Genomic DNA, 23,419 nt, shown 5'->3' on the forward strand with positions numbered 1-23,419 from the left:
CCCGTCTGGACCACTTCGTTGTCGGTGAACCACCAAGGGTGCGCCGCACGAACAAGGGCACGGGAAAATGCGCGGCCACATTGAATCCGCGGCTAACTGGTGCCGGTCGTGGAGCGCGCTGGCCGCGTTGCTACCGGGAGCCGGCGGCCTCCGCAGCGTCCCCACCGGATTTTGCGATCCGCAGAGACCGCATTTCAAGGCCCTGCCAGCCAGTAAACGCCGTCAACATCCAAAAAAGCAGCGCCGACTGATCCCGCATCGGGGCGATAAACAGCGCCCCAATGAGGCAGGCCGCGGCCAGCATCCACATCAGGGCCTCGAACAGAACGGGGAAACGTGAATACATGGCAAGCTCCTGGTGCATGATCGGGCACGGTATGACTCTCCCACCCATTGTTACAGAACCCCCAAGGGTCAGCACCGCAGAGCCCCGGCGGAACGTCCCCGTTCCAGGTGGCTCGTGCCCACACTCGGACACCACAAGGGGAAGGTGTGCAGATCAGATTCATTCATTCGGCCCATGCACGCCCTCCCCGTTGTCACCGGTACTCCCGCAGCGTCAGTGACTCAGCAGCAGCGGCCCTGGGGGTTCTTTTCCTGCCAGTCGGTGTAGTCGCGCCAGAACTCACGTTCGCCCATGGGTGCCTCTCCGGGGTGCGTGCGGGCTTGGTGCTCCAGGTAGATGCGGTATTTGTCCGCGCCCAACACCCCCTCGAGATAGCGTGTCAGCGCACGAGCCCCCGACCCCACCGAGCGCAGGGCCCGCAGAGTCATCGAGGTGCTTGCAGCTTCCATTCTCAGTGTCCCCCGCGCGTTGTCTGGTGCTCGGGCGGAACCTGCTTCCAGGCCGCCTCGAGTTCCTTTTCCGCCGGGGATGACACAATCCCGCTGGGTGCGTACATCCGGGAAGGCAGCTCCGGGTCCTCGGTGTCCTTGCCCCCGCCATGGGGGTAGGCGCGGATGGTCGCGATGATCGCGGTGATGATCACGATCAGCGAAAGCACCAAGAAGATCACCGAGAGCCAGCCCTGTACCCCGGTGTTGCGCACCACGGCCTCCATGGCTTCGACGTTCTTGGCAGATCCGAAGCTGGTCTCGCCGCGCTCCAGCGCACCCTTGTGCGCATTATGCTGGGCGAAGTAGCCCACGGCCGGGACCGTGGAGAAGATCTTCAGGAACGAGGCGTACACGGTGACCACCGTGGCGAAGGCCAGCGGCAGCACCACGATCCACAGGTACTTGAAGTTCCCGCGTTTGGCCACAATGGTCATGATGACGGCCAGGGCGATGGCGGCCAGCAGTTGGTTGGCAATGCCGAAGAGCGGGAAGAAGGTGTTGATGCCGCCCAACGGGTCTGTGACCCCTAGGAGCAGGATGTACCCCCATCCGGCGACCATGATGGCGGTACAGACCCACGCCCCGGGACGCCAAGAGGTGTCCTTGAACTTGGGAATGAAGTTGCCGATGGTGTCCTGCAGCATGAAACGAGCCACGCGGGTTCCCGCGTCGACGGCGGTGAGGATGAACAGCGCCTCGAACATGATGGCGAAGTGGTACCAAAAACTCATCATGGCGGCCCCGCCAAACCACTGCTGCATGATGTGGGCGATGCCCACGGCCAAGGTCGGGGCACCGCCGGTGCGCGATACCACCGATTCCTCGCCCACGCCTGCAGCAAGATCGGTGAGCATGCTCGGAGTCAGGTTCACGCCGGTCAGGCCCAGCGAGTTCACAAACGCCACTGCACCTTCAACGGTGCCGCCGGTTGCGGCGGCCGAGGAATTCATCGCAAAGTAGATGCCACGATCAATGGAAATCGCAGCAACCAACGCCATGATGGCCACGAAGGATTCCATGAGCATGCCCCCGTAGCCCAGGAAGCGGGTCTGCTTTTCCTTTTCCACCATCTTCGGGGTGGTGCCGGAGGCGATCAAGGCGTGGAACCCGGAGAGGGCGCCACAGGCAATGGTGACAAAGAGGAACGGGAAGAGGTGCCCGGCGACCACGGGTCCCTTGTCGGTTCCCGCGAACTCGGAGATCGCCGGAACACTGATTTCCGGGCGGACCACCAGGATGGCCACCGCGAGCAACCCGATGACACCGATCTTCATGAAGGTGGAGAGGTAGTCGCGCGGGGCCAGCAGCAGCCACACTGGAAGCACCGCGGCGATGAAGCCGTAGATGATGATGAACCAGGCCAGCGTGGTCCGGTCCATGTGGAAGAGTTCGGCTCCCCATGCCGACTCGGCGACCCAGCGCCCGGAGATGATGGCGAACATCAGCAGCACGAAGCCGATCACGGAGATTTCCATGATCTTGCCCGGGCGGATGAAGCGCAGGTAGACGCCCATGAACAGGGCGATCGGGATGGTCAGGCCGACCGAGTACACGCCCCAAGCCGATTCACCCAGCGCGTTGACCACCACGAGGGCCAGGATCGCCACGATGATGATCATGATGGCCAGGGTTGCGATCAACGCGGCGGTGCCGCCAATGACACCGAGTTCCTCGCGGGCCATCTGGCCCAGCGAACGTCCTCCCCGGCGCATCGAGAAGAACATCACCAGGTAGTCCTGGACGGCTCCGGCCAGCACCACGCCGATGATGATCCAGATGGTTCCCGGAAGATAGCCCATCTGCGCGGCGAGGATCGGACCGACCAGCGGGCCGGCACCGGCGATCGCGGCGAAGTGGTGTCCGAAGAGCACCCGGCGGTCGGTCGGCATGAAATCGCGGCCGTTGTTGTTGTATTCGGCCGGGGTCGCCCTGAAATCGTTGGGCTTGGCGATCTTGCGTTCAATGAACTTGGAGTAGAAACGGTAGGCCACCAAATAGGTGCACACCGCAGCGAAGACAAACCAGATAGCGTTGATGGTCTCACCGCGGGAGAAGGCCAGGATCGCCCACGCGACACCACCGAGCAGCGAAATCGCCACCCACAGCGCGATCTTCGCCGGTGTCCATTTTCTTTCCTCGGCGTCCGCAACCTGCGGGTCCACACCTGCCGGGGGAAGCCCCGGGGCTGTTGGTTGTGACGTGCTCATGTTTTCCTCTCACGTGACTACTGGGTCGGTGGGTGCGAGTGATCCCTGGGGAGGGTGCCTCTGGACTCATGTGTCCTGCGGCACCCTCCCGTTGTGATCCACCGTAGTCCGTGGGAAAAGCAGAATCAGTTCTTTACGATGATTTTCCCCATGTGCATCCCTGAATCGAAGTATTCGTGCGCCAAACGGGCTTCCGTGAAGGAGAAACGACGGTCAATCGACAACTCGAGCGTGCCCGCTGCCAATAAAGGCAGCGCATGGGTTTTCACTGCCGCAACGATCTCGGCTTTCTGCTCCAGTGGCCTGGCCCGCAGTGTGGTGCCAATGACCCTGGCCCGCTTGCCCATCAAGACGCCGAGGTTCAGTTCCGCCTTGGCCCCGCCCTGCAAGCCGATGATAATCAGGCGGCCGTCGTTGGCCAGAGCCTTGACGTTTTGGGCCAGGTATTTGGCTCCGACCACATCGAGGATCACATCGACTCCGTTTCCGCCGGTCAGCTCCGCAACTCTTTCGACGAAGTCCTCGTCGCGGTAGTTGATGCCGGCGCTCGCGCCAAGCGCCAGGCAGTGCTCGATCTTTTCCTGACTTGATGCCGTGACCAGAACCTTCGCACCGGCTGCCGCGGCGAGCTGGATGGCCATGGACCCGATGCCGCCCGCCCCACCGTGCAGAAGCACCGTCTCCCCTTCGGTGAGGCCCGCTTCCAGGAAGAGATTGGAGACCACCGTGCCGGCAACCTCCATGAACCCGGCGGCGTCGATGACGTCAATGTTCTTCGGGACCTCCAGGACCAAGCCCGCGTTCACCGCAACGAACTGGGCATAACCGCCTCCGGCTAGCAGGGCGCAGACGCGCTGCCCGACCGCGAATCCCGCAGCACCCTCCCCTACCGCCTCGATGGTGCCGGAAATTTCCAGTCCCGGAATGTCGCTGGCTCCGGGCGGCGGCGGGTAGACGCCGCGTCGCTGTTGCACGTCGGCGCGGTTCAGTCCGAAAGCGGAAACCTTGATCAGCACCTCACCCGGCCCAGCCGTTGGCTTGGGCCGTTCGACCTCCGCCAGTACTTCGGGTCCGCCTGCACCCTGATATTCATAGGCACGCATCGTTGTCATACTTTCCTCTTTTCTTGCCTCGTCCTGCTCCCGGCCAGGGCCCGCCAGTCCACTGGCGTTGGCCCCTCGCAACATGTCTAAGGCCTTGTTGGGCCCACTCTACAGCGGCGGGACAACGCCCCCACAGTCACATTTCGAAGTGCCGCTGTCAGCCAAAGACCTGACTCTGGAGTATACTTTTTTGGTCTGGATGGTTGTCCGAGCGGCCTAAGGAGCTGGTCTTGAAAACCAGTGTGCGGTAACCCCGCACCAAGAGTTCAAATCTCTTACCATCCGCTCAATATGCTGAAGGCGGTTCCCCCGTGGGGGGGAACCGCCTTCAGCTTTTCGTTTTTATTGGCACCGGATGGTCCGGTTCCGGCTCAATGCGGCTGGTTGAGATTCTGGACCTGGCTCAGCCGCATCAGTTCTCGGGCAATCTCCTGGGCGTCGCCCAAGGTCCGTGCTGCCCCATCAAGAGGTTCACCGGCCTGGGCGGCAATCGCCGTCCCCCACTGTGCCGTGGAGAGCTGCAGCCCGAGCACGAACACGGCCCGGTGCGCCACACCTCTGGCGTCGACCATCCGGTAGGGTTCCCCTGCGACCGACAGTCCCTGCCCGGGGAGCGGCTCGCCTTGGTCGTTGCGCATGGGATGCGCCGCGGCCAGCCCGTCATTGAGCAGCTGGCGCAGCAACGGAGATGCACTCTGCAACACCCTGTTGGCCGGCATCATCGCCTCGATGAGGGTATTGGCGGTGTATGCCGGCGCATCGACCCAGGGTGAGGACGCGGTGAACATGGCGGAGGGCCCGTCGATGCCGAACTCCGGATCAGGGCCGATGAACTCCACCACGTTGGCGCGGGCCAGCGCGGCAAGTTCCTCGATGCGTTGCAGCGGCGGGCCGGAGGCCAGCCCTTCGACCAGCGGCTCGAACCATCCTTGGACTTCCAAGAGCCGGGATTCATCGGAGATCAGGCCTTCGGTGATCATTTGTTTCACGACCATGCGCCCGGCATTCAGCGTGGCGATGGCCATCTTCAGTGGGTCCTTCTCCCCTTCGTCCGAGGAGATCGCGTCGTACTCCAGGTACTTCATGACGGCCTTCTGGTATTCCTTCAGCGTGCCGAACCCCCGCTGGTCGAACGGGTGCCCCAACCCGGGAAAGTCAAGGAACCCCAGCTCCGGGGCCAGCTTCCCGATCAGTCGGCGAGCCACCTGCAACCACACCTGCGATCCAGCCTGGTGCTCGGCATCGAGCACCGCGGTGAGCTGTTCCACGAAGTCGTCTGGGTCGATTTTGAAGCGCGAAGGATGACGCGTGGCCGCGGTGCGGTAGTAGGCCAGGAGGACGTCGCGGTGCAGCAGCGGCCACACATGGGCGTCGAAGCGGACCGTTGCCTCGGGGTTCAACACCCTGGCCTCGGCAACCTGCTGCACAATCACTTCCAGGTCGAGGTAACGCAATCCCACGGAGGCGGGAATGAATTCATCGATGCAAGATTTGGCCCGGTAGGGGGTGCCGCGCCGCGAGGCAGCCACGATCCGGGGCTCGCGGCCCGAGGGCCAGTACTCCAGAGCCCGACCCGGACCGCCGTTGAGCTGGTTGAATTGTCCGCCGCGGCCGGCCGTCAACGCAATCATCACATCAAAAAAGTTCAGACCAAGGCCGCGGACCAGCACCGTGTCCCCGGCGGGGACGTCGTCCCAGTGCACATCTGTCGGGATGTTGGGGCCGATGTAGCGTAGCCCGGCGTCGTCCGCGGCTTGGGCCATGGCTTCCTGGGTCGGGTTCAACCGTGCCGGGACGTGGCCTAGCGCCAGCACCACCGCCTGGGCACGCAGCTCAACTTCTTCTCTAACACCGCTGGAATAGCTCTTGCTTTCCCCTACGTGGTGGCCTTTCAGCAGGTAGTCTGCATCCCCGCGGTGTAGCTCGGTGATTTCCGCGCGTTCGATGCGTACCTCGGCCACGGCCTCGTGGGCGCGCAGAGCAGCCACAGAATTTTCGAAGACGTGGCGAAGGTACCTGCCGTAGAGCGCGCGCGGCGGGTAGGACCCCCTGTCTAAGGACTCCAGCTCTTGGGTTTCGACGCTGCTGAGCACCGCTCCATCACCGGCGGCAAGCCGCCATTGATCAAAGCTGAGTCCAGGTTCGCCGGGAACGGTTCGTTCGGGGGCAACGGTGGGGAACCCCGCAGGAGTGTTCATCAAAAAAAGCCGTGACTGCGTCGTTGCCCAGACATGACCGGGGCCCGGATCGTGAACATCGAAGACCACCACGCGGATCTGGCGCGAAGGGTTTTGGATACTCCCTAATTCGGCCGCCAGACGTTCGAGGACCGAGGTGCCTCGGGGGCCAGCCCCCACTACGGCTATGACATAGGGTTCCCGACCGGGATTCTGCGCATCACTCACTGTTTCAGCCTAGTCGCACCGGCACCTTGGGCAGGGCCCGACGCCCACCTGTTTTTCATTCGCTGCATGAGAGACTGTGCCCATGAGCCATTCTTACCCTTACCCTCCCCTGATCAATACGTCCGATACACAGGCGTCGAACGACGTGGACATGGGGAACGCGGCAGCCGGGGCGCCCGCCTCCGATATCGATTCGAAGACCGGAGAAACACCCGAAGACCTTTTCCTGTGGTTGGAGGAACTGGACTCCGAACGCGCTATGGACTGGGTCATGAAGCAGAACGCCCGCACCGAATCGGAGCTCTTCGACGACGGGTTCAACACCACGAGAGAATCCATCTTGACGGTCTTGGATGCCACCGACAAGATCCCGATGGTCACCAAGCGTGGGGAGCACTACTACAATTTTTGGCGTGATTCGCAGAATCCCAAGGGCCTGTGGCGCCGCACGTCGTGGGAGTCGTACCTGCAAGAGGATCCCGAATGGGAAATCCTGTTGGACATCGATGCACTGGCCAAAGCCGAAGGCCTCGACTGGGTCTTCTCCGGTGCGCAGATGCTTCGTCCAACACCGGGAGAGCCCTACACGCGTGCCCTACTCAAGCTTTCGCCCGATGGTGGAGACCAGGTCCGCATCCGCGAATTCGATTTGTCGGCGGGCGGCTTCGTCCCCGGTGGTTTTGATATGCCCGTGGCCAAGACCAATGTTTCTTGGGCCGGCCCAGACACCTTGTTCGTGGCGACGGACGTCGGTGAAGGATCCCTCACCCGATCTTCCTACGCACGAACCGTGCGCCGGCTTCAGCGCGGAACGCCGCTGGATGCGGCACCGGAGATCTTCGCCATCGACGAATCGCATGTCTTGGCCTATGTCTCCCACGATCCGACTCCGGGGTTTGAACGCGATGTGGCCCACGATGTCATCGACTTCTACAACTCCAAGACCTTCCTGCTCCGCGATAACCAGTGGGTGTACATCGAGGTTCCGACAGATGTCGGGGTTTCGCTGCACCGCGGCTGGGTATTGTTCTCCCCGCAGACACCCTGGACACGTGAGGGTGTCACGTACGTCCCAGGCTCCCTGGTGCTCGCCGACCTCGAAGAGTTCCTGGCCGGAACCGCAACCCTTCATGAAATCTTCGTTCCCACACCAAGCACCTCGTTGCAGTCCATCGATTTCACGGCAAACTACATCCTGCTCAATGTTCTGCAGGATGTCTCCTCGCAGATCGTCATCTGCGATCCGGCCCGGGACTTTGAACTGCGAGCCATGGACATCGGTTCTCCGTTGCACAGCTTCGGTATCTCCGCGGTAGACGACCAAGACCCGGAATGCGGAGACGACTTCTGGCTGACCTCGACCGGATTCCTCACCCCCACCACGCTTGCGCGCGGAAGCGTCGCTGCCACTGCCACCCCGCAGGCTATCAAGAGCACCCCGGCGCGCTTCGACGCTGCCGACTTCGAGGTCTCCCAGCACTTTGCCCGCTCGGACGACGGGACGTTGGTCCCCTATTTCCAGGTATCCGAACGCGGGCTGCGGCTCGACGGGCAGAACCCGGTGCTGATGAACGGGTACGGCGGCTTCCAAGCCAGCCTGACCCCCAGCTACCTCGGCGCGATGGGACCTGGCTGGCTGACCCGCCGCTCCACCGACGGCAGGCGCGGCACCTATGTGGTGGCGAACATTCGCGGCGGCGGCGAATACGGGCCGAACTGGCATCGTGCGGCTCTGCGGGAGAACCGTCACCGCGCCTACGAAGACTTCGCGGCCATTGCCCGTGATCTCGTTTCGCGCCGGGTCACATCGCGCGAGCACTTGGCTGCGACCGGTCGTTCCAACGGCGGGCTGTTGATGGGCAACATGATCACCGGCTACCCGGAACTCTTCGGGGCGATCTCCTGCGGTGTTCCGTTGTTGGACATGCGCCGATACACCCGGCTGGCCGCGGGACACTCTTGGATCGCCGAATATGGAGATCCTGATGTGCCCTCCGATTGGGAGTTCGTGCAGACGTTCTCCCCCTACCACCGCCTCGACGATGCCTTGGACGAAGGTGTCGAGTATCCGGCCTCACTGATCTGGAGCGCGACGAGTGATGATCGGGTCGGTCCGGTGCAGGCCCGCAAAATGGCCGCGAAAATGATGGATATGGGGGTACCGGAGGTCCGCTACCACGAGTCCCTTGACGGGGGTCATGCAGGAGCCAGCGACAACGGCGCCACCGCAACCATGCTGGCCACCAGTTACGAGTTCCTCTGGCGGCACGTCGCCAGATAATTCACTGCTTAGGGCGTACGCCCTCCCTGCTGGGGGGTTGCAGCGTTGAGGCGCTTGATCAGCCGTTGACTTAGCCGGACTTCGTGGGGCAACTCGCGCAGTCCGGCCGGCTCAATATCAAAATCCTGCCGTTCAAGGATTTCGCTCAGGTATTCCCAATACTCCTCGGCCGCCTCGTCATCGCTCTGGTCCTCGAGCGCATCATCCGGACCCACGACACTCAACGCATCTGCTTTGATCTCATCTACTGCCGCTTCCGACCAGCGCTGCGTGGTGGAGAACCCCCGGTCGTCAAGTAGCAGCAGACTGTTTCCACTTTCCAGCAGCAGGCTAAGTCGCGCCGAGACCGATACACGGTTTTTATCGGACGAGTTGTAGTCGAGATCTGCGATGGTGACCAGGCTGATGGCTCTTCTCATGTGCCCACGATATCCTTCTAGGCCGCAAGACGTCCGCGGAATTCCGCCTGTCTTGGGCGGGTATTGCATTCCCTTGGCCCTCGTTTTGTATGCCGCGCCTGCTTTGGGTAGTCTAGGGGAGCTGGAAACAGCAATATGGATACGTGCCAGAGCGGCCGAATGGGCTTCACTGCTAATGAAGTGTCGGGGTTAAACTCGACCGGGGGTTCAAATCCCCCCGTGTCCGCTGAAATAGCCTCGATTATTCGGGGCTATTTTCGTTTAACCACTGTCTAGCCACGGACAAAAAATCCCTCTTTAAACCGCAAAACCGCGCGGAACCGATCCCTTGGGAGGGAACCAGCTACACGCGGTAGACGATGGGAAGTTATTTGTCTCCGTCGCCGAAGGCGTTGAGCAGGGTGCGCACCATTTCGTCGGGCAGACCGGTGTGGCGGACGACGATGTTGGTCGCTTCATCCAGTTCGCCTAGGCGCAAGTGGTCAAGCAACGCGGTGCGCTCGGGCTCAACCAGGTCATTGATGCTGAACGTTACCGGGCCTTCGGGGCCTTGGCCTTCAAAGCTGAAATCGGCAATGTTTTCTGTTGCGGTTTTGTTTCCGCCCAGCGGTGATGCGGCCAGCATCCGCAGGATCTCGACCTGTTCAAGTCCGGAGTGCTTGGCTATCAGTGACGCGGCGCCCGGCAGGTCGTCATCGCGCACCAAGGCGAGGAACTGGTCGTATTCGGCAGGCGGCAGGTCCTCGCTGGCGAACTCGCGCGATTCGCCGTCGACCAGGTAGGAGACCTTGAACTGTGTGGAGGTCCGTTCCGCCTCGCTGCCGAATTCCTGTGCCCATTCGGTGGGCACCACCCACCGGTCATCAGCATCGGGGGCAGCTGCAGGCTGTACTGGCACCTCGGCAGCAGCACCTGCTGCTTGTGGTTCGGCGGCGCTGGCATCGGTCACCGGGTCCGACTCGCGCTCCGCGGCCAGCTGCTGGGAAATTGTGGGGCCCGTGACCGGCTCCTGGCGAACCTGGGGGAAGCGTTCGAGGCTGCGAACGGAAATGATGCTGGCCTTGTAGCCTTCTCCGGTCATGGCCTTGTAATTCTGCACGGCAGCCATGAAATCACCTTGGGCTAGGGACTTGTAGACGGCACGGTGCCCTTCCCCGGTCAGCCGTGCGGCGGCGGCCTGCGCCGTTTTCTGGGTGAGCGACGCGGAAACCTCGGCCGAGTTCTTGATGCGCAGCCGCCGGATGCCGATCCACGCAAGTCCAATAATGAGCAGCGGGACGACGACCCAGAGCAGAGTTTCCATATCACTAGCCTACGGCCACGCGGGGGCCAATGCTTAACTCGGTAGCCACAGGATTCGCCCAGTCCTGGCCTTCGGGCACTTCCCATGTATCTCCCCATGTTGGAAGCTATATGGGCGCAAGAATGTCTGGAGGAGAGGTCGAAGATCGGTCCGCTCTCCGGTCTTCCTGCTCTAGTCCGTGCGTTGCCGCCCTCCGTCAGCCAGCCACGCCGAGCACAAAGGGAAGCACTCCGGGTGCGCCCGCCTCACGCAGGATCCGTGCAGCCTCGGTCATCGTCCATCGGCTGTCGGCCAGGTCGTCGAGCAACAGGACCGGTCCCGGGGCGCCGGCCAGCTTCTGTGCCATTTCCGCCGGGACCACAAACTGGTCCCAGACCGCGGCAAGCCTGAAGGCGGAGTTGCCGCCCGAGCCCCCTCGCGGTCCATGGTCCCGGTATTCCAGCTGACCCAGGTACGGCAGCCTGCCGATGGTCGAGATGCCTTGGGCAAAAGAGCCGACCAGCTGGGGCCGGGAGCGCGAGGGCATGGAGACCACCGCGACGGGCCGGGTCGACCACTTCCATTCGCTGAGCACCTTCACGCAGGCATCGAGCATGGTCTGGGGAATCGGCGCATCCGGTTCGTCCGCACTCTCCAATAAGGTGCGTAAGCGCCCGCCCCACCCAAGGTCCGTGAGTCGGGCCAGTGCGCGCCCGTCCTCGGCTTGGAATTCAGGTTTGATTTTTCCCTTGAGCGGAACACCCAACTTTTCCATGCCGCCGGGATACATCCGCCGTGCCTCCACCAACGCACCGACTCGGCCCAGAGCGGTCTGCGCCGAGTCCTTGGCCGAGGCTTGGATGTCATCGCTGAACCAGACCCCGGCACAGTTGTCGCAGCGCCCGCAGGGTGCAGCCGCCGGATCGTCCAACGCGCGGGAGAGGAACTCCATGCGGCAGCCCTTGAGGTTCTCGTAGTCGAGCATCGCGTTCTGTTCCTGGACTCGGGCGGCGGCCACCCGGGTGTAGCGTTCGGCGTCATAGAACCATTGGGCGCCGGTGCGGATCCAGCCTCCGGAGACACGCTGGACGGCGCCATCCACGGCCAGCACCTTGAGCAGCAGCTCCAACGGCGTGCGCTTGATGTTGACTCGCGCCTCGAGCGCGGGCACGGAGATCGGACCTGTGCTTGCACCGAGTTCCTGCAGCACCGCGTGGGCTTTTTGCTCGTCGGGCATGGAGCTGGTGGCGAAGTAACGCCAGATCTCGCGATCCTCCGGGCCTGGCAGCAGCAACACATCGGCGTTGATGCTGCCACGGCCGGCACGGCCCACTTGCTGGTAGTAGGCCACCGGGGAGCTTGGTGCCCCGACGTGGATGACGAAGCCCAAGTCCGGCTTGTCGAAGCCCATGCCCAGCGCACTGGTAGCAACCAGCGCCTTGACCTCATTGTTCTTCAGCGCGGTTTCGGCACGTTGGCGTTCTTCGGTGTCGGTGCGCCCCGAATACGCCAGCACCTGGTGGCCGGCCTCGGCCAATAGCCGGGTAATGTCTTCGGCCGCGGAGACGGTCAGCGTATAGATGATGCCCGAGCCGTGGAAGTCATTCAGGTGCGTGAGCAGCCAGGCGAATTGCGAGCGCGGCGAGGACAGTCGCAGGACACCCAGTCGCAGGGAATCGCGGGCCAGCGCGCCGCGCAGCGTGAAGACCTCGGCGCCGCCGACGGCCAGCTGTTCGGCCACGTCCTCGACAACACGCTCGTTGGCCGTGGCGGTGGTGGCCAGCACCGGGACATTTGTGGGCAGCTCGTTGATCAAGTCCTTGATGCGGCGGTAGTCGGGACGGAAGTCATGTCCCCAGTCCGAGATGCAGTGTGCCTCGTCAATCACCAGCAGGCCCATCCGCTCCACCAGGGCAGGCAGCTGGGTGTCACGGAAGACCGGGTTATTCAGTCGTTCCGGGGAAACCAGCAGCACGTCGAGCTCATCGTTGGCCAACTTCTGCGCAATGGTCTCCCAGTCCAGGGCATTGGCGGAGTTGATGGCTTCGGCGCGCACCCCGGCGCGGGAGGCGGCGGCGACTTGGTCGCGCATTAGCGCCAGCAGCGGGGAAACGATCAGCGTCGGCCCGGCTCCGCGGGCGCGCAGCAACAACGAAGCCACGAAGTACACGGCCGATTTTCCCCAGCCGGTGCGCTGGACCACCAGGGCACGGCGGCCCCCGGCGACCAAGGCCTCGATCGCTTCGAACTGACCGTCATGGAATTCGGCGTCGTCCCGTCCCACCAGGGAACGCAGGATCGACGTGGCATCGGAGCGCAAGTCCGAATCAATGCTGGGTGTGAAGGCGTCCATGGCCCCAGTATTCCAGTGTCCACCGACACTTGCCTGTTTCCTGACCCAAACGGAGCACGGGTTCGCTTATGGCACTACTCACCTTCGAAGCACCAAATCCCCGGGGCAACGAAGCAACCGGATAAGCTCGTGGGTGTGAGTGTGGAAATCGATCTTTCTGAGTCCTTCAAGGCCTACGATGTGCGCGGCATCGTCGGGGCCACCATTACCGCCGAAGCGGTCGAAGCCATTGGCGCCGCGTTCGTCGACGTCTTGGGCCTGACGGGCCAGGATGTGCTCGTCGGCGGGGACATGCGTGCATCCTCCCCCGAGTTCTGTGCGGCCTTTGCCCGTGGAGCGGCCTACCGCGGGGCCAATCCCAGAATGTTGGGGCTAATCTCCACCGACGAACTGTATTTTGCTGCCGGTTCGCTGGATTGCGCCGGCGTGGTGTTCACCGCCAGTCACAACCCTGCCGCCTACAACGGCATCAAGATGGCCAAGGCCGGTGCCGTGCCGGTGTCCTCGGCCACTGGGCTCTTCGACATCCGTGACCTGGCCCAGAACTACCTGGATGAGGGGCTGCCGGTATCCACCGAGGCTCCCGAGGGGAACATCGCCGAGCTCGACGTGCTGGCCGATTACGCGGCCTACCTGCGCTCGCTCGTGGATCTTTCGGGCATCCGCCCGTTGAAGGTCGTCGTTGATGCCGGTAACGGCATGGGCGGGCTGACCACTCCGGCCGTTCTGGGCGCCACCCTGTTGCCCGGTCTGCCGCTGGAAATCGTCGAGATGTACTTCGAACTCGACGGCACTTTCCCGAACCACCCGGCCAACCCGCTGGAACCAGAAAACCTGCGCGATTTACAGGCCGCTGTCATCGAGCACGGCGCCGACATCGGCCTGGCCTTCGACGGAGATGCTGACCGTTGCTTTGTGATTGATGAAAAGGGCGATCCGGTCTCCCCTTCCGCTGTCACCGCGCTGGTTGCGGTGCGTGAGATCGCCCGGGCCCAGGCCTCCGGCGAGGACACCCCGGTGATCATCCACAACTTGATCACCTCCCGGGCAGTGCCCGAGGCAGTGGTTGCCGCCGGCGGACGCCCGGTGGTTACCCGCGTGGGACACTCCTTCATCAAGGCCGTCATGGCCGAGGAAGGTGCGGTCTTCGGCGGGGAGCACTCCGCTCACTACTACTTCCGCGACTTCTACAACGCTGACACCGGTATGCTTGCCGCCATGCACGTGCTGGCGGCGCTGGGCCAGCAGGAGACGCCGCTGAGCGACTTCGCTGCCGAGTACGAGCCTTATGTTTCCTCCGGAGAGATCAACTCCGAGGTTGAGGACAAGGCCGGGGCTGTGGCCCGCGTGCTGGCCGAGTTCGCCGGCTCGCCGGTGGAAATCGGTCACATGGACGGAACCACGGTGGCCGCCACCGACGGGTCGTACTGGTTCAACCTGCGTCCATCGAACACCGAACCCTTCCTGCGCTACAACGGGGAAGCAAAAGACACTAACACCATGGAATCCATCCGTAACCAGGTCCTCTCAATCGTCAGGAGCAACGCATGAGCACCCCAGAAAACAAGATCGCCGAACTCGACGAAGCCGCACAGGTGGAGCTGAACAAGGTCCTGGGCACCGCCCTGGGCGTGGCACGCGAGCAGCTGGAGGAACAGGGCGTTTTCCTGCCCTTCGCCATCGCTGTGGAGCCCGCCACCGAGGAAAACGCGGAGCCCGAACTGCGCCTGCTGGCAGTCCAGCCGACCGAGGAACTCGACGATCCCGAAGCCGACATCGACGCGGAGATCATGATGAACGAGCTCGTGGAGCTGTTGCAGTCCCAGCGCGACTCCTTCAACGCGGTGGCCTTCGTCTCCGACGTGACGCTGTTGGATGACAACAAGGACGCCGTGCATGTGATGGCCGAACACCGCGATGGCGGCTCGGTTGCCATCGTGCAGCCCTACACAGCACCGGATCCGGAAACCGGGGTCTGGGAGTTCTCCGAGCCCAGTGCCGAGGCAGGCCAGATCCAGGTCTGGGGCTAGACACCTCCCCATTTCATCCAGGCCTGTGGCCCGGGACCTATCAAGAGGTTCCGGGCCACAGGTTTTTCCTGTGACGGCGTTCGCGCATGCAGTGCGATGCAGGGCACTGCGCCCGGTTCCGGAACCTGCGAGAATGGAAGACGTGAAGCTCAGCGCCTTTGCGGATGTTTGTCTGCGCACCTTGATGTTTCTCGGCTCCCGTCGCGACCAACAGGTCACGACCAAGGACATCGCCGAGCAAATCGGCGTGCCTTACAACCACGTGGCCAAGGCCATTGTGGAGTTGCGCAACCGCGGTGCCCTAGATGTGGCGCGAGGACGCTACGGCGGCTCGCAGATCACCGGCGCCGGGCTCCAGCTGCGCGTCGGGACCTTGATGCGCGATCTCGATGTCCGCGAAGACGTCGTCGATTGCGTTTCCGATGCAGGAGTTCCCTGCCCCCTGCTTGCGGCCTGTGCGCTGCGCAGCGCCCTGCGGCGCGCCCGCGAGGCGTTTTATGCCGAGCTCGATCTACTGAGTGTCGAGGATCTCACCACCGGTTCAGTCAGGACCCTGCTGCCCTTCCCGACCATTCCGTAACCATTTCCGGCCTGTGGTTTAAGGATTTTTCGCCGATTCTCCCCGAGATCCTCCGTGGCGCGGAGCGGTCCTCGCCGGTTCCGGACGATGCAGCGTTACGGCATCACGACCAACCAATTTGCATCCCACTTCTACGTCAGGTAGAAATGAAGTATCAATCTTGCATCGAAGATACAAGATAAGATCACACCCCTCGTCAAGGAGCCACCAGATGCTTTCCGAGAAGTCCCGCCCGGTCATTGAAGCCACCCTCCCCCTCATCGGTGAGCGGATTTCACACATCACCCCGAAGTTCTACGACCGGATGTTTACGGCCCGCCCGGAACTCCTTGACGGCCTCTTCTCCCGCGCCAACCAGAAGAACGGCGCGCAGCAGCAGGCGCTGGCCGGCTCCATTGCAGCCTTCGCCACCCACCTCGTCAACAACCCGGGCACCCTGCCCGAGGCCGTTCTTTCACGCATCGCCCACAAGCACACCTCGCTGGGCATCGTCGAGGAGCAGTACGCCATCGTGTACGAGCACCTCTTCGCGGCCATCGTCGACGACCTGGGCGAGGCAGTGACCCCCGAGGTCGCCGAGGCCTGGTCCGAGGTCTACTGGCTGATGGCCGATGCACTGGTCAAGATCGAAAAGGGACTTTACAAGCAGCAGGCCAATGACAAGATCTGGACCGACTGGAAGCTCGTGGCCAAGGAAGCGGCCGGAACCGGATCTGTCACCTTCCGCTTTGTCCCTGCCGATGACAACCCTGTCACCGTGGCGAAGGCCGGCCAGTTCGTCTCGGTCCGCGTCCCGCTGCTCGATGGACTACGCCAGTGCCGCCAATACACGCTCAGCGATGCCGTCACCTCTACCACCGAACGCGTGATCACCACCAAGTTCGACGGCGGCGGCGAAGTCTCCCCGTTCATGCACCAGCACCTGAACGTCGGGGACATCATCGAGCTCTCCAACCCCTATGGCGATCTGGTCATCGATACCACCGGCGCCCCGATCGTGCTGGCCACCGCGGGCATTGGCTGCACCCCGAGCGCTTCGGCACTAGCCACACTGGCCGCAGCAGGCTCCGACCGCCAGGTCCTGGTCCTACACGCGGAGGCCACCGAGGAAGCCTGGGCATTGAAGGAACAGATGCGCGAATCCATCGAGTCCCTGCCCAACGCCGAACTGAAGCTGTGGCTCGAAGACATCGAGGCCAAGGCGGCAGACACCGTAGCGACCGAGGGCTACATGAGCCTGGCCAACCTCGAGCTGCCGGCCGACGCCCGCCTGTACCTGTGCGGCCCGCTGCCGTTCATGCGCGCGGTCCGCTCACAGGCCATCGACGCGGGCATCCCGGCCGCGAACATCCACTACGAGGTCTTCGGCCCCGACCTGTGGCTCGCAGCCTAACGATCACCTGACCCGGGTTCCGCATCGATAGGCATATCTGCGGAGCCTGTTTGGGGGGCGAAGGCCGCCACCGAGTATTCGGTGGCGGCCTTCGGGCTAAACTCACGAGGCCTAGGGCACCGTCGGAGTGTCAGCTATTTCTGTGCCGCGGGCTCCTGGAGCCGCGGATGCGCGGTGCCCTTTTCAACCCATGCGCGCACCGTGGCGTTGAAGAGCAGCGGGTCTTCGATGTTCCACTGGTGGTGCATGCCCGGAGCCATGCGGAACAGGGCTTGGGGAAGCGCCCTGGCCAACGCCGGGAAGGCCTTAGCCACCAGTTTGGGTTCCTTGCCGCCGGCGACCACCAAAGCGGGGCCTTTATAGTCCCCGAGCTTGGCCGGGACCCCTCCGGGGTCCACCTCATCCATGATCGCCCGCATGTTATCGGCACGCAGGTGGGTGCCGTGCTCGGCGAAAAGGTCCTTTTCATCTGCGACCATGCCGTAGGCTCCGGCTTGGAAACGCCAGTACCATTCGCTGCCGAAGAGGCGCAGCTGCATCCGGCTCATGGTGCGCATCGAGGCCGAGACCCCGGCGGCCGGGACACCGGAGATCATCAGGGATTCAACCAGTTCCGGGTGTCTGGACAACACCCGCAGGGCGATGACCCCGCCCAAGGACAACCCCACCAGGTGGGCTCCTCCGTTGGACACCTCATCGGCAATCACCGCTGCCACATCGTCGGCCGCGCTGTCCAAGCCAGCCCAGTCTTCCTGGGCTCGGGCCCCGAAGCCCGGAAGGTGCGGCGTGAGCACCTCATAATCGCCAAAGGCCCGCACCTGCGGGTCCCAACTCCAGTTCGCGACGTTCCCTCCGTGGAGGAACACGATGGTCTGCGCGCGCTTGCCGTCCTTACGCGCCCTGGTGGGCGCATGGAATTCCGGGTATCCACCCGGATCCCTGTCTCCGGCCGGCTGGGCGCTGGCAGGCTTCGCCTCGACCGGTTCGCTCGAGGGTTTCGGCGTGGAAGCCGCCTCGGGAGCAGGCTTCGTGGATTGTTTGGCGTCTTTGGCCGGGCGCGCTGGCTTGTCCTTGGGACCTCGCGCTTCGGCGGGGTTCCGCTGCTTTCCCGCGGGCTGTTCGGCACTACTTGACTTGCTCTGCCCCGCAGGAAGCTCCGGCTGGGCACCGTCGCGGGCTGGCTCCGGGGTCGAGGGGACCGGGTCGGGACGGGGCTTGCCCCTCGCGACCGTTTCGGCCTGGGGCCGGGAGCCCTTGGGCGCACGCGGGGCACCCGGTGCCTTGGCTTGCCCTCGGGGCTTGGCGGCCTTGGCGGGCGATCCGTCGGTGCCGTGCTCCTCGAAGGAGTGATCCACGAATTCTTCGTCGGTTCCGGCGTCCGACCCGCCGGCATCGTCGTGCCGGCTCATGGCAGGTGCTCCGTGACGGCATCTAGCCATTCAAGTTCCGCTGCCGCGTGCCGGATCCCGTTGTCGAGTGTCGCAGCCATCAGGAAGCTGCGGCGGTCCGCTGCCGCCCGCATGTCAATATCCTCGCGCTGCGAGAGGTAGTCCTCGAGTACTTCGCGGGTTGCCTCGCGCCGGGCCTGGATCAGTTCGAGCACGGATTCCCTCTCGAGTTCCGCGGCAAAGAACACGCGGGCCAGGAAGGGTTCCCGGGGAGTGTGTGCGTTGACTTCTCCGCCCAGCCATTCCACCAGTGCTTCGCGGCCGGAATCGGTGATGTGGTGTTCCTGGCGGTCCGGGTAGTTGTCCTGGGCGATGGTGGTGACGGTGGCGTGCCCGTCCTTCACCAATTGGGCCAGCGTGCGGTAGATCTGCGCCTTGTCGGCGTTCCAGAAATGATTGATGGACGAATCGAAGTGCTTCTTCAGTTCATACCCGGTCATGGGCGCCAAACTCAACAGCCCGAGGATCAAACGCGCAAGAATCATGCTTTCATCCTGACACATCCCCTAGGGGATTGTTCTGCCAGCCACGCTTTTTGCGTTCAGTTCGGAGCCGGACCACTGTCTCCCCGGGCGCTGATGATCCCAAATCCCTGCCAAACGGAACGAGCCCCGCGACCATCACCCTGATCGTCTCCGCGAACGGGAACAAGGGCGATGGCGGCGGGGCTCAGAGCCGTGGCTACGCGTCTGGGGAGCCTAGGCTTCCAGACGTTCCTTCAAGCCATCGAGCTCGGCGCGCAGCGAATCCGGAAGCGCGTCACCGAACTTTGCGTACCATTCTTCGATGCTGGTCAGCTCGGCGGCCCATTCGTCCTTGTCGATAGCAACAGTCTCTTCGACATCGGCCGGGGTCATGTCCAGGCCGGTCAGATCGATCGAATCGCCGGTCGGCACGAAGCCGATCGGGGTCTCCACCGCCTCGGCCTTACCTTCAATGCGCTCGATGGCCCACTTCAGCACGCGGGAGTTGTCCCCGAAGCCAGGCCAGGAGAAGCCGCCCTCGGAGTTGCGGCGGAACCAGTTCACCAAGAAGATCTTCGGCAGGCGTTCCGGGTTGGCCTTGGACTCGATCGAGTCCCAGTGCTTCAGGTAGTCTCCGGCGTTGTAGCCGATGAACGGAAGCATGGCCATCGGGTCGCGACGAACCACACCGACCGCGCCGGATGCCGCCGCGGTGGTTTCCGAGGACAGCGTTGAACCCATGAAGATCCCATGGGCCCAGCTGCGGGACTGGGTGACCAACGGGATCGTGGTCTTGCGGCGGCCACCGAAGAGAATCGCGTGGATTTCCACACCATCCGGGCTGTAGTACTCCTGCGAGAGCATGTCGACCTGGTCGATCGGGGTGCAGAAGCGGGAGTTCGGGTGTGCAGCCTTGCGGCCGGAGTCCGGGGTCCAGGACTCGCCCAACCAGTCGGTCAGGTGTGCCGGGGTTTCGTCGGTCATACCTTCCCACCACACGCCACCTTCGTCGGTGAGCGCAACATTGGTGAAGATCGAGTTGCCCTTGGTGATGGCGTTCATGGCGTTGGGGTTGTTTGACCACCCGGTGCCCGGTGCCACGCCGAACAGGCCGTATTCGGGGTTGACGCCGCGAAGCTCGCCGTCCTTGCCGATGCGCATCCAGTTGATGTCATCGCCCAGGGTTTCGGCCTTCCATCCTTCGATGGTCGGCTCCAGCAGCGCCAGGTTGGTCTTGCCGCAGGCTGACGGGAAGGCGCCGGCGATGTTGTAGCTCTTGCCTTCCGGGCTGGTGAGCTTGAGGATGAGCATGTGCTCGGCCAGCCAGCCCTCGTCGCGGGCCATCACCGAAGCGATGCGCAGCGCGTAGCACTTCTTGCCCAGCAGGGCGTTTCCGCCGTAGCCCGACCCGTAGGACCAGATGGAGCGCTCTTCGGGGAAGTGCACAATCCATTTTTCCTCGTTGCATGGCCATGCAACGTCTTCCTGCCCTTGCTCCAGCGGAGCGCCGACAGAGTGCAGTGCGGGGACGAAGAACTCATCCGTGGCTTCCATCTTGCGCAGGACGTCATTGCCGATGCGCGCCATGATGCGCATCGAAGCGACCACGTAGGCGGAGTCGGTGATCTCAACACCGTACTGTGGCTGCTCTGCATCCAGCGGGCCCATAACAAAGGGGATGACGTACATGGTGCGGCCACGCATGGCGCCGTCGAATACCCCGTTGAGCATCGACTTCATCTTTACCGGGTCTTCCCAGTTGTTGGTGAAGCCTGCGTCCTTCTCTTCTGCGGAACAGATGAAGGTACGCTCTTCGACTCGTGCCACGTCCTTGGGGTCGGAGAAGGCCGCGAAGGAATTCGGGAACGACGGATCGGTCAGCTTCTTGAGCGTGCCGGCCTCAACGAGCTCGGCGGTCAGGCGATCGTTCTCCTCCTGCGTGCCATCTACCCAATAGACATGGTCAGGCTTCGTCAGTTCCGCTACCTCCTGCACCCAAGCGGCTAGCTTTGCGTGCGTGGTCGGTGCTGCGTCGATGACCTTCTGGTCCGAGCTCTCGCTCATGTCCATTCCCTCCATTGGGCTGAATTTGCAATAATTCGATGCTATGGGGCCACTCTTGCACCCCCATGTGACCTGGATCGCCTAAAATGCCCTTATCTGGTTTAGTTTCGACGAAAACCCCGGCATTTCAGGGTTCATGTTGTTCCACTATACGACTAAAGTGAGGAAGGTCACGTAGACCGGTACACTTCACGCTTCGTTGCCTCTGGTCACGCGGCGGGTCGAGTGAGCGGATTTTGCGCACACGGCATTCGTCTGTATAGTTATTCGAGGTCAAGCCGTGAGGCGAGGCCGATAACTGAAAATGCGCCCATAGCTCAGCTGGATAGAGCGCCTGTCTACGGAACAGGAGGTCAGGGGTTCGAATCCCTTTGGGCGCACCAAGAAGAAAAGCCACGAGAAATCGTGGCTTTTTGCATTTCCGGGCATGTTCCTTCCCCAGCCAAGATTGTTGGCCTCGGTTCGCCCGATCCGCGCGGTGGCATCAGTTCCCAGGCTCCCAGATGGATTCCTTCTGGAACTCGGCCAGAAATTGCCGTCGTCCAGGTTTGCGGCCTACTGAAAGGCGTTGCTATACGCAGGCATGCTGTTTCCCGCCTTGCTCCCACTTTGGCGGCCTTTGCTTCGGGGGCCACGTCCGGCCCCGGCCGGGGTTGGAGTCTTCCTCACCCGCGGAATCAGCCGTAGGCTGGGGCCCGAGAACATCTGGGGGAAGTGCACAGGTCGCGAATCATTCGGTTTGACCACGTCGGTGTCACCGTTCGGAACCTCGACCACGTGAGGGCATTTTTCGTCGGGCTCGGTCTCGAAGTCGAGGGCCGGACATTCGTGGAAGGCGAGTTCCTTGACACTGTCACAGCGCTCCCCGATTCCCGCACAGAGATCGTGATGCTGCGAACGCCTGACGGAGGGACGGGGGTGGAGCTTTCCAGCTTCGTGCGGCCCGACTCCGAGCATGGATCGCCAGCCGCCATGGCCAATGAGCTTGGTCTGCGCAGTTTGTCATTCGAAGTCGATGATCTCCAGACGCAGATAGATCGGCTGGCCACCGAGGGGTACAGCACCCGGCCGGTCTTGCGTTCATACACAAGAATGGAGTGCACCGCCGCATAGTCCAGTGACGACACCGTCAGCGCAAGGATATGTTCGGGCGTTGTCACGGCCCAGTATTCCCAGCGTTTGTTCCTGCCTCAGGCGCGGGTACCGGCACCAATCCCGGAGGTGTCGTGCAGCGGGGTGCGGCTGTAGCCCACCGCCTCCGGATTCAGTTTGCCGTGGGCGTCAAGCAGTGCGACCGGGTCGGTGATTTCGCGTTCCATCAGCATGTTGCTCAAGGTGCCTCGTTTCTGCGGGGAAGGGCGCTCTGGTACGTGCTGGCCGGTTGCCGGTTGAGTATCCACACCACATCCGGATAGGCCTCGGCCATGGTCCAATGCTCCGATCGGGACCAGTACAGGACGAAATCCGAGAGTGCTCGAGAATCGGGGAGCCAACCGGGCGAGGGGTAGCGCTAGTGAGAGGCGCGCTTGATCAGCTCGGTGGCGATGATGGTCCGCTCGGGGACCTCGCCGCCGCCGATCAGTTCCACCAGCAGCCTGGCCATGGTCGCGCCCTGGCGTTCGGCGGGCTGCGCGATGGTGGTCAGCGGAGGGGTAGCGCTTTGTGCATAGGAGTCGTTGTCAACGGTGGTGACCGACATATCCTGCGGAACCCTGATGCCGCGCTCATGCAGTACCTTCAGAGCACCGAAGGCCATCTGCGCACTGGCGATAAAGATCCCATCCATGGGTTCCCCGCGCTCCAGCAGCGCCGACATGGCTGCTTCTCCCCCGGGTGGGGTGAAGTCGCCGTATTCAATGAGGTCCGTTTCCAGTCCCGCGGCATCGAGTTCCTCGCGCCAACCGCGCAGGCGGTCCTGCCCCGCACCCATGTTTTGCGGCCCGGCTATCGTGGCAAGCCGGCGCCTGCCCGATTCTAAGATGGTCCGTGTTGCCGTGGCGGCCGCGGCGACGTTGTCCACGTCAACTACGTGCAGCTCACCGCTCTCATTGCTCATCGGCCGGCCACCGAAGACCATCGGCAGCGATCCGGCCAGCTCCACATAGGAGCGATCGTCGCTGTGGTGGGAAAGGATCAACGCGCCATCAACGTTTCCGCCGCGCAGGTACCGTGCAGTCTTGGCGGGGTCAGCTTCGGTGGCGATGAGCAAGGTGAGCGTAAATTCGGTGTCGGCCAAATACACGGCAGCGCCCTGAATGACGGTGGCGAAGTAGGGATCGGCAAAGAATTTTGCAGCGTTTTCCGGAATGACCAGGGCAATGGAATTGGTGCGCCCGTTGGCCAGAGAACGTGCGGCCCGGTTGGGAACGTACTTAAGTTCGGCAATGGCCCGATTGACCTGTTCGACGACCTCGGCCTTGACCTTGGTGGAACCGTTGACCACGCGTGAGACGGTGGCACGTGAGACCCCGGCCCGGGCCGCAACAAGTTCAAGGGTCGGCTGCGGCTTGCTTGGCTCTGCCATTGCTGTGCCCACTTTCCCTCTAGCTCTGC

At 63.0% G+C, this 23,419-nt stretch carries 19 protein-coding genes, 3 tRNA genes and 1 pseudogene; 9 read left to right on the plus strand and 14 right to left on the minus strand.

Annotated elements, in window-relative coordinates:
• Window positions 1-130: 130 nt before the first annotated feature.
• From ADIAG_RS16245 to ADIAG_RS16260, 4 genes are all read right to left on the minus strand, one after another.
• Window positions 131-346 carry a hypothetical protein gene (locus tag ADIAG_RS16245; protein WP_007272517.1) on the minus strand — a complete coding sequence of 72 codons (216 nt, stop codon included), beginning with the start codon at window positions 344-346 and terminating at the stop codon, window positions 131-133.
• Window positions 347-567: 221 nt separating this feature from the next.
• Complete coding sequence (locus ADIAG_RS16250; protein WP_007272518.1) at window positions 568-795, minus strand: YbdD/YjiX family protein; 228 nt, start codon at window positions 793-795, stop codon at window positions 568-570.
• 2 nt (window positions 796-797) lie between these two features.
• Window positions 798-3,044 carry a carbon starvation CstA family protein gene (locus ADIAG_RS16255; RefSeq protein ID WP_007272519.1) on the minus strand — a complete coding sequence of 749 codons (2,247 nt, stop codon included), beginning with the start codon at window positions 3,042-3,044 and terminating at the stop codon, window positions 798-800.
• A 125-nt stretch (window positions 3,045-3,169) separates the two neighbouring features.
• On the minus strand, window positions 3,170-4,147 hold the full coding sequence (locus ADIAG_RS16260) for an NAD(P)H-quinone oxidoreductase (RefSeq protein ID WP_043475542.1): 978 nt from the start codon (window positions 4,145-4,147) through the stop codon (window positions 3,170-3,172).
• 197 nt (window positions 4,148-4,344) lie between these two features.
• Between ADIAG_RS16260 and ADIAG_RS16265 the strand changes: the two genes are divergently transcribed.
• Window positions 4,345-4,432 (plus strand) — tRNA-Ser (locus tag ADIAG_RS16265).
• A gap of 86 nt (window positions 4,433-4,518) precedes the next feature.
• Here the strand turns inward: ADIAG_RS16265 and ADIAG_RS16270 are convergent.
• Window positions 4,519-6,552, minus strand: coding sequence for an FAD/NAD(P)-binding protein (locus ADIAG_RS16270; protein ID WP_007272521.1), 2,034 nt, complete (start codon window positions 6,550-6,552; stop codon window positions 4,519-4,521).
• An 82-nt stretch (window positions 6,553-6,634) separates the two neighbouring features.
• Here ADIAG_RS16270 and ADIAG_RS16275 point away from each other — a divergent pair, with 82 nt between their 5' ends.
• Entirely contained in the window at window positions 6,635-8,833 is a 2,199-nt protein-coding gene (locus ADIAG_RS16275; protein WP_007272522.1) for a prolyl oligopeptidase family serine peptidase, read from the plus strand.
• 8 nt (window positions 8,834-8,841) lie between these two features.
• Here ADIAG_RS16275 and ADIAG_RS16280 read toward each other — a convergent pair whose 3' ends face one another.
• Window positions 8,842-9,252 (minus strand): hypothetical protein, encoded by a 411-nt coding sequence (locus tag ADIAG_RS16280; RefSeq protein WP_007272523.1) that lies wholly within the window; start codon window positions 9,250-9,252, stop codon window positions 8,842-8,844.
• A 137-nt stretch (window positions 9,253-9,389) separates the two neighbouring features.
• Between ADIAG_RS16280 and ADIAG_RS16285 the strand changes: the two genes are divergently transcribed.
• Window positions 9,390-9,478: transfer RNA gene (locus ADIAG_RS16285), tRNA-Ser, on the plus strand.
• Between the two features lie 141 nt (window positions 9,479-9,619).
• Here the strand turns inward: ADIAG_RS16285 and ADIAG_RS16290 are convergent.
• The gene (locus tag ADIAG_RS16290) at window positions 9,620-10,555 is read right to left on the minus strand and encodes a hypothetical protein (RefSeq protein ID WP_007272524.1); all 936 of its coding nucleotides are present in this window, start codon (window positions 10,553-10,555) and stop codon (window positions 9,620-9,622) included.
• Window positions 10,556-10,751: 196 nt separating this feature from the next.
• A complete protein-coding gene (locus tag ADIAG_RS16295) occupies window positions 10,752-12,887 on the minus strand; it encodes a RecQ family ATP-dependent DNA helicase (protein WP_007272525.1) in 2,136 nt (711 codons plus the stop codon).
• Between the two features lie 135 nt (window positions 12,888-13,022).
• Here ADIAG_RS16295 and ADIAG_RS16300 point away from each other — a divergent pair, with 135 nt between their 5' ends.
• From ADIAG_RS16300 to ADIAG_RS16315, 4 genes are all read left to right on the plus strand, one after another.
• Window positions 13,023-14,438, plus strand: a complete 1,416-nt coding sequence (locus ADIAG_RS16300) for a phosphomannomutase/phosphoglucomutase (RefSeq protein ID WP_043475597.1) — start codon at window positions 13,023-13,025, stop codon at window positions 14,436-14,438.
• Entirely contained in the window at window positions 14,435-14,917 is a 483-nt protein-coding gene (locus ADIAG_RS16305) for a hypothetical protein (RefSeq protein WP_007272527.1), read from the plus strand. Before ADIAG_RS16300 ends, ADIAG_RS16305 begins: the two co-directional genes overlap by 4 nt.
• 142 nt (window positions 14,918-15,059) lie before the next feature.
• Window positions 15,060-15,497 carry an RrF2 family transcriptional regulator gene (locus ADIAG_RS16310; protein ID WP_043475600.1) on the plus strand — a complete coding sequence of 146 codons (438 nt, stop codon included), beginning with the start codon at window positions 15,060-15,062 and terminating at the stop codon, window positions 15,495-15,497.
• A 211-nt stretch (window positions 15,498-15,708) separates the two neighbouring features.
• Window positions 15,709-16,890: a globin domain-containing protein gene (locus tag ADIAG_RS16315; protein WP_007272529.1), complete on the plus strand. Its 1,182-nt coding sequence runs from the start codon at window positions 15,709-15,711 to the stop codon at window positions 16,888-16,890.
• 134 nt (window positions 16,891-17,024) lie between these two features.
• Here the strand turns inward: ADIAG_RS16315 and ADIAG_RS20475 are convergent, their stop codons facing one another.
• The 3 genes from ADIAG_RS20475 to ADIAG_RS16330 all read right to left on the minus strand — a co-directional run bounded on the left by ADIAG_RS20475 (window position 17,025) and on the right by ADIAG_RS16330 (window position 20,866).
• The gene (locus tag ADIAG_RS20475; RefSeq protein ID WP_007272530.1) at window positions 17,025-18,299 is read right to left on the minus strand and encodes an alpha/beta fold hydrolase; all 1,275 of its coding nucleotides are present in this window, start codon (window positions 18,297-18,299) and stop codon (window positions 17,025-17,027) included.
• Window positions 18,296-18,823 (minus strand): PadR family transcriptional regulator, encoded by a 528-nt coding sequence (locus ADIAG_RS16325; RefSeq protein WP_007272531.1) that lies wholly within the window; start codon window positions 18,821-18,823, stop codon window positions 18,296-18,298. Before ADIAG_RS16325 ends, ADIAG_RS20475 begins: the two co-directional genes overlap by 4 nt.
• 213 nt (window positions 18,824-19,036) lie before the next feature.
• Window positions 19,037-20,866 (minus strand): phosphoenolpyruvate carboxykinase (GTP), encoded by a 1,830-nt coding sequence (locus ADIAG_RS16330; protein ID WP_007272532.1) that lies wholly within the window; start codon window positions 20,864-20,866, stop codon window positions 19,037-19,039.
• 306 nt (window positions 20,867-21,172) lie between these two features.
• Here ADIAG_RS16330 and ADIAG_RS16335 point away from each other — a divergent pair.
• Window positions 21,173-21,249, plus strand: a tRNA-Arg gene (locus ADIAG_RS16335).
• Between the two features lie 331 nt (window positions 21,250-21,580).
• Window positions 21,581-21,979, plus strand: coding sequence for a VOC family protein (locus ADIAG_RS22245; RefSeq protein WP_051059986.1), 399 nt, complete (start codon window positions 21,581-21,583; stop codon window positions 21,977-21,979).
• On the opposite strand, the pseudogene ADIAG_RS22565 reads toward ADIAG_RS22245, so the two are convergent.
• The 3 genes and pseudogenes from ADIAG_RS22565 to ADIAG_RS16350 all read right to left on the minus strand — a co-directional run.
• Window positions 21,976-22,026: pseudogene (locus ADIAG_RS22565) on the minus strand (hypothetical protein); the annotation flags it as partial. The gene ADIAG_RS22245 and the pseudogene ADIAG_RS22565 overlap by 4 nt on opposite strands.
• Window positions 22,027-22,056: 30 nt before the next feature.
• Window positions 22,057-22,200: a hypothetical protein gene (locus tag ADIAG_RS22255; RefSeq protein ID WP_235045946.1), complete on the minus strand. Its 144-nt coding sequence runs from the start codon at window positions 22,198-22,200 to the stop codon at window positions 22,057-22,059.
• 176 nt (window positions 22,201-22,376) lie between these two features.
• Window positions 22,377-23,390: a LacI family DNA-binding transcriptional regulator gene (locus ADIAG_RS16350; RefSeq protein WP_007272536.1), complete on the minus strand. Its 1,014-nt coding sequence runs from the start codon at window positions 23,388-23,390 to the stop codon at window positions 22,377-22,379.
• Window positions 23,391-23,419 lie beyond the last annotated feature (29 nt).

Source organism: Paeniglutamicibacter gangotriensis Lz1y, assembly GCF_000348945.1.
In the GTDB taxonomy this organism is placed as follows: domain Bacteria; phylum Actinomycetota; class Actinomycetes; order Actinomycetales; family Micrococcaceae; genus Paeniglutamicibacter; species Paeniglutamicibacter gangotriensis.

What these genes read in the sequence shown, in the direction of transcription:
- ADIAG_RS16245 (WP_007272517.1), bottom strand. Translation starts at nt 346, where the DNA reads ATGTATTCACGTTTCCCCGTTCTGTTCGAGGCCCTGATGTGGATGCTG.
- ADIAG_RS16250 (WP_007272518.1), bottom strand. Translation starts at nt 795, where the DNA reads ATGGAAGCTGCAAGCACCTCGATGACTCTGCGGGCCCTGCGCTCGGTG.
- ADIAG_RS16255 (WP_007272519.1), bottom strand. Translation starts at nt 3,044, where the DNA reads ATGAGCACGTCACAACCAACAGCCCCGGGGCTTCCCCCGGCAGGTGTG.
- ADIAG_RS16260 (WP_043475542.1), bottom strand. Translation starts at nt 4,147, where the DNA reads ATGCGTGCCTATGAATATCAGGGTGCAGGCGGACCCGAAGTACTGGCG.
- ADIAG_RS16275 (WP_007272522.1), top strand. Translation starts at nt 6,635, where the DNA reads ATGAGCCATTCTTACCCTTACCCTCCCCTGATCAATACGTCCGATACA.
- ADIAG_RS16280 (WP_007272523.1), bottom strand. Translation starts at nt 9,252, where the DNA reads ATGAGAAGAGCCATCAGCCTGGTCACCATCGCAGATCTCGACTACAAC.
- ADIAG_RS16290 (WP_007272524.1), bottom strand. Translation starts at nt 10,555, where the DNA reads ATGGAAACTCTGCTCTGGGTCGTCGTCCCGCTGCTCATTATTGGACTT.
- ADIAG_RS16295 (WP_007272525.1), bottom strand. Translation starts at nt 12,887, where the DNA reads ATGGACGCCTTCACACCCAGCATTGATTCGGACTTGCGCTCCGATGCC.
- ADIAG_RS16305 (WP_007272527.1), top strand. Translation starts at nt 14,435, where the DNA reads ATGAGCACCCCAGAAAACAAGATCGCCGAACTCGACGAAGCCGCACAG.
- ADIAG_RS16315 (WP_007272529.1), top strand. Translation starts at nt 15,709, where the DNA reads ATGCTTTCCGAGAAGTCCCGCCCGGTCATTGAAGCCACCCTCCCCCTC.
- ADIAG_RS20475 (WP_007272530.1), bottom strand. Translation starts at nt 18,299, where the DNA reads ATGAGCCGGCACGACGATGCCGGCGGGTCGGACGCCGGAACCGACGAA.
- ADIAG_RS16325 (WP_007272531.1), bottom strand. Translation starts at nt 18,823, where the DNA reads ATGATTCTTGCGCGTTTGATCCTCGGGCTGTTGAGTTTGGCGCCCATG.
- ADIAG_RS16330 (WP_007272532.1), bottom strand. Translation starts at nt 20,866, where the DNA reads ATGAGCGAGAGCTCGGACCAGAAGGTCATCGACGCAGCACCGACCACG.
- ADIAG_RS16350 (WP_007272536.1), bottom strand. Translation starts at nt 23,390, where the DNA reads ATGGCAGAGCCAAGCAAGCCGCAGCCGACCCTTGAACTTGTTGCGGCC.